At 60.1% G+C, this 5,419-nt stretch carries 5 protein-coding genes; 4 read left to right on the top strand and 1 reads right to left on the bottom strand.

The annotated features are described in order from the left end of the window. Positions 1-166: 166 nt before the first annotated feature. From OB916_RS16850 to OB916_RS16835, 4 genes are read left to right on the top strand one after another with little or no spacing between them, the layout of a single operon-like run. Positions 167-1,204 (top strand): 4Fe-4S dicluster domain-containing protein, encoded by a 1,038-nt coding sequence (locus tag OB916_RS16850; RefSeq protein ID WP_315910460.1) that lies wholly within the window; start codon positions 167-169, stop codon positions 1,202-1,204. Then, entirely contained in the window at positions 1,197-2,054 is an 858-nt protein-coding gene (locus tag OB916_RS16845; protein WP_315910459.1) for an FAD/NAD(P)-binding protein, read from the top strand. The genes OB916_RS16850 and OB916_RS16845 overlap by 8 nt, the downstream gene beginning before the upstream one ends. Further along, on the top strand, positions 2,051-2,818 hold the full coding sequence (locus tag OB916_RS16840; RefSeq protein WP_315910458.1) for an NADH-quinone oxidoreductase subunit B family protein: 768 nt from the start codon (positions 2,051-2,053) through the stop codon (positions 2,816-2,818). The genes OB916_RS16845 and OB916_RS16840 overlap by 4 nt, the downstream gene beginning before the upstream one ends. Then, positions 2,815-4,122 carry a Ni/Fe hydrogenase subunit alpha gene (locus OB916_RS16835; protein WP_315910457.1) on the top strand — a complete coding sequence of 436 codons (1,308 nt, stop codon included), beginning with the start codon at positions 2,815-2,817 and terminating at the stop codon, positions 4,120-4,122. Before OB916_RS16840 ends, OB916_RS16835 begins: the two co-directional genes overlap by 4 nt. A gap of 73 nt (positions 4,123-4,195) precedes the next feature. On the opposite strand, the gene OB916_RS16830 is transcribed toward OB916_RS16835, so the two are convergent. Then, positions 4,196-5,092, bottom strand: a complete 897-nt coding sequence (locus OB916_RS16830) for a mechanosensitive ion channel family protein (RefSeq protein ID WP_315910456.1) — start codon at positions 5,090-5,092, stop codon at positions 4,196-4,198. Positions 5,093-5,419 lie beyond the last annotated feature (327 nt).

Here is a 5,419-nt window from a genome sequence, read left to right as displayed (position 1 = left end):
TTCGGGACAATAATGATCGTGGCGTCGATGACCTGATGGAAGAAATCGATCACCTGTTCGTTCATTCAACAGCTGACGCTAACGTGCAAAGCTGAGTACGTACAAAAACGTACTTAAGACAGGTAGCGAGTCGAACCAGCACAGTATCGAAATAGAGAGAGGAAAAATGAAAGTAATACGAAAGTCTGACTTCGACGACCTCGTCAACGGGCTCATAGAGTCCGATCCCCGTGAGGTCGTCGGCGTCCAAGACGACGGGACAAAATACGTCTTCAAGCCCCTGGAGCGGGCGGCGGACCTCAGCCTGGACTACGACGTGACGATGCTGTCGCCGAAGAAGTACTTCTTCCCGCAGAAAGAGCGGCTCGTCCAGTACAGGGAGTCCGAAGACGGATACGAGATGTTACGAGACTGGAGTAGCGAGGGGAAGATAATCGTCGGTGTTCACCCCTACGATCTGATCGCGATCGAACAGCTCGACAGGATCTTCATCGATACCCAGCAGGACGAACCCTACCGGCGAAAGCGCGAGAACTCGCTTTTGATCGGCGTCAACATGCAAGCCGTCTCGGAGTGGTCGTTCGCTGGGAGTATGGGGACCGCCGTCACTGACTCGGGGTTCGACCTCATGTTGACCGATCTCGAAGACCGGTACGCCGTCGAGATCGGGTCTCGGAAGGGGAGTAAACTACTCGAGGAGAGCCCCGTCCGAGAAGCGACCCTCGAAGAAGTCGACGAGGTCGAACGGATCACGGACGAACTCCCCGAGAAATTCGAGAAAGGGATCGAGTTCCCGCCGGAGAAACTCCCGTCGCTACTCGACGAGAACTACGACAACATGGCGGTCTGGGACGAGTACGCCGACGGCTGTCTCTCGTGTGGGACCTGCAACGTCATCTGTCCGACGTGCTACTGTTTCAACGTCGACGTCGTCGACTTCATCACCGACGACACTGGCGGGACGGTCCGGCGGTGGGACGGCTGCCTGCTCGAGGACTTCGCGGCAGTCGCAGGCGGCGAGAACTTCCGCGAGGAGACCGTCCAGCGCCACCGCCACCGCCTGATGCGGAAGGGCAACTACATCTACGAACGATTCGGGGACATCGCCTGCATCGGCTGTGGCCGGTGCACCCAGCACTGCGTGGCGGACGTCGCCGACCCGGCTGAAATCTACAACAAGCTCTGGAGGAGTACCAATGCCTAGCGAACCCACCGACGCCGAACCGAACTGGGTCCACTACGAACCCGAGGAAGCGACGCTCGTCGCGAAGACGACGTTCAACGAGATAGACACGGTGTTCGAGTTCGAACTCGAAGATCGGGACGAGCTCGGGCATGTGCCCGGCCAGTTCGTCCAGGTGTTCGTCCCCGGCGTCGGCGAAGCACCGTTCTCGGTGAGTTCCTCGCCGACGAAAGACGGCCCCTTCGAACTGTGCATCCGGAAGGTCGGCAGCGTGACGACGGCCATCCACGAGATGGAAGTCGGCGACACGCTCGGGATCCGGGGCCCCTTCGGCGAGACCTGCGATATCGAGACGTTCAAGGGGAACGACATGCTGTTCGTCGCAGGAGGCATCGGTCTCGCACCCTTGCGGTCGATGATCAACTTCATCCTGTATCACCGCGACTGGTTCCGGGACGTCACCGTCGTCTACGGCTGTAAGGATCCCACTGAGATCCTCTTCCCCGAGGAGATCGAGCGATGGCAGGAACGCGACGACATTCGTTTCGATATCACCGTCGACGAGGTCCCGGAGGGCGTCGAGTGGGACGACCACGTCGGCGTCATCACGACGCTGCTCCCGGGGCTCAAGATCGACGCACCGAACACCTACACGATCGTCTGCGGACCGCCGGTGATGTTCCAGTACGTCCAGGAGGAACTGGACGCCAAGGAGATTCCACACGATCACATTTACCTGTCGCTCGAACGCCGAATGCACTGCGGCGTCGGGCTGTGCGGGCACTGCCAGATCAACGACCTCTACGTCTGTCAGGACGGGCCGGTGTTCAACTACGAGGTTATCAAGGACCGGCCGGAGGCACTGTCATGAGCAAATCGACCAACATGAAACCCAGGGTGGCCTTCTTCGACTTCACCGGTTGTGAGGGCGACCAGTTACAGGTCATCAATCTGGAGGAGAAGCTCCTGGAACTGGTCGAGATCGTCGAGATCGCCAGCTTCAGAGAGGCATCGTCGGCCCACAGCGACGACTACGATATTGCGTTCGTCGAGGGATCCGCGACGACTCCCCACGACGCCGAACGGCTCGAAGAGATCCGTGAGAACGCGACGACTGTCGTCGCGCTCGGCTCGTGTGCGACCATCGCCGGAATCAACGCGATCCGGAACTCCCAGGACTTCGAAGCGGTCAAAGAGCGCGTTTACGGCGGCGAGGGTGACCTGTTCGAATCCTGGTCGGAAGCTAAGCCCATCGGCGCGGTCATCGATGTCGACTACGAGATCCCTGGCTGTCCAATCGATCGCCAGGAGTTCCTCCGCGTGCTCACCGACCTGGTCCGGGGGCGGGAACCGAAGATGGTCAACTACCCTGTGTGTCTCGAGTGCAAACTCAACGAGAACACCTGTGCGTACCTGCGCGACGACATTTGCCTCGGTCCGGTGACCCGGGGCGGCTGTAACTCCATTTGCGTCAACGGGGGGACGCGATGCTGGGGCTGCCGCGGTCTCGTCAAGAACCCCAACGAGAACGCCGCCTGCGACGTGCTCGAAGAGCACGGTCTCACGACGGACGAGGTGATGAACTTCTACAATCTGTACTTCGGCTGGCAGCGGACCGAGGAGGTGGTACAATGACCGATATCGAGATCAAAGAGGAGTACGTAACGCGCGTCGAGGGACACGGGAATATCGTCGTGAACGCCGCTAACGGCGAGGTCGAGAACTGCGAGTGGCAAATCGTCGAGTCACCGCGATACTTCGAGTCGATGTTCATCGGCAAGAACTACGAAGCGGTGCCACACATCACCTCGCGCATCTGTGGGATCTGCTCGGCGAGTCACGTCAACAGTTCCCTGAAGGCCGTCGAGAACGCCATCGGCGTCGAGATCTCCGAACAGGACAGGAAACTCCGGAAACTCTCGCTGAACGGCGAAATGGTCCAGAGCCACGTCCTCCACGTCGGCTACCTGGCCTTGCCGGACCTCGTGGGATCGAAGTCGGTCCTGCCACTGGCTGCCTCCCACAGGGACGAAGTGGAAACCGTCATCCGCCTCCACCGACTCGGGAACGAACTCCTCGAGACGACGGCGGGGCGGTCGGTCCACACCGAGCGGCTCATTCCCGGCGGGTTCTCGAGAATCCCGAGCGAACGGGACCTCGAAGACCTCAGAGGGAAACTCGAAGGTGCGTGGGACGATCTCGACGCCGTCGTGGAGTTTCTGGGGACGCTGACCGACGAACTGCCCGAGTTCGAGCGCGAGACGGAATTCATCTCGCTGACCCATCCCGACGAGTACGCGCTCCTCGACGGTGTCATCTACTCCTCTGACACCGGCGAGATGCGAAACGAAGACTACGAATCCATCGTCAACGAGTACATCGTCCCCCAGTCCTCGGCGAAGTTCACGAAGCACGCCCGCGAGTCGTATTTCGTCGGCGCGCTGGCGCGGGTCAACAACAACTTCGACCAGCTGTCACCGAAGGCAAAAGAGGTCGCCGCAGCGTTCGGGCTAGAGCCAGTCTGTCACGATCCGTTCATGAACAACGTGGCTCAGGTCGTCGAACTCGCCCATCTGTTCGAGTACTCCATCGATCTCATCGACGAGTTGCTGGACGCCGGGCTCGAACCGCAGTCGGACTACAACCGGCCGGACATCACCCCGGAGGACGGCCGCGGCATCGGTATCGTCGAAGCACCGCGCGGCATCCTGATCCACGACTACACCTTCGAGGATGGCACGTGCCGGAAGGCGAACTCGGTCATCCCGACCAACCAGAATCACGCCAACATCCAGCACGACATGGAGGCGTTCGTCCCGACGATCCTTGACGAGGACGAAGCGGAGATCACTCGCAAACTCGAGATGCTCGTCCGGGCCTACGACCCCTGTATCTCCTGTTCGACGCACTACCTCGAAGTCGAGTTCGTCGAGGGATGATCCACGGCACAGCGACCGAAGAGACCGCTGTGGCACCGTCACGCGGCTTCGAAAAATCGATCCGGAACGCGATCTAGTCGTCGGCGACAGCGCCGTCGTGTCCGATCTGTTCGACTTCGATGGAGCCAGTGAGCTCCGTGTACGGGTACGGCATCCCGATCCCTTCCGCGTCGAACCGCCGCTTCACGTTCTCGACGAGCTGGTGTTTGACGCCGCCGGCACCCGTTTCCTGTGGGTTGATCCACACGCGACCGTTGAGGACGACCGCGGAATCCGCGAGTCCAGTGACCGGGGCGGCCGGTTCCGGATCGTCGAGGACGCCGTCGATTTTCGCTGCCTCTTCGAGAATGATCGACCGGGCGTCTTTGATGCTCGCGTCGTATTCGATCCCGAAGTCGAAGGTGACCCGGCGCGTCTCGTTCGCCATCGGGTTGGTGACGGTGCCGTTCGCCAGATCACCGTTCGGGACGGTAACCTGCTCGTTGTCCCACGTATCGAGTTTCGACACGCGGAGGTTTATCTCCCGAACGACCCCGCCGTTGCCGTCCCATTCGATGTAGTCGCCGACCTCGAAGGGCTTGTCCTTGATGATGAAGATACCGGCGATGAAGTTCTCCACGATGTCGCTGGCGGCGAAGGCGAATCCGAGCGCGAGGGCGGCGAAAATCGTCGCGAACGCCGAGAGGATGACCGGGAACCCGGCGACGACCGCAGCGATGGCGACCGCCCCGAAGACGGCGATCGTTCCGGCGATACTCGACCCGACACTCACGATCGACGGCGAGAACTCCCGTGCGTTGAGCGCCCGCTTGGTCATGCGGACGAGGATCGGTTTTCCGACGAGATAGAGAATCAAGAACGTTACAACGAACGACAGCACCGTGATCCCAAACGAGACGAGCAAGTCGCCGTACTGTGTCGTGAATTCGTTGATACTGGTCGGAAACCCCTGCTGTAACACTGGCAACATCACGGATGCTTGGTTGGATTGAAATGTGTTAATGTTTTTGCCGATCACTCGCACTCTCGTCGGCAGCTACCAACATCCTCCACACGGCTAAAGCCGATGGGCTTTCGCCTCGCTACCGCTGCAATCTCGAATCGTATATTTCAACCCCTGGACACTGCCGGCCAGTCCGAGATATTATTTGCCACGGGTGACACAGACACCCGCATGACACGGCGAACGCTTTCACAGCGCTCTTGTGTAGAGGATTGTTGGTCAGTTCTCAGCAGTAGCTGGAGTTCACAGCAGGCAAGGGTGGCGCGACCGCGCCACCCGACGAACGATGATGCC

The sequence above is a fragment of the Halapricum hydrolyticum genome, from assembly GCF_025517535.1.
Taxonomy (GTDB): Archaea; Halobacteriota; Halobacteria; order Halobacteriales; family Haloarculaceae; genus Halapricum; species Halapricum hydrolyticum.
Note: the sequence above shows the minus strand (reverse complement) of the source record. Positions and strands in the feature narration are given on the sequence as shown.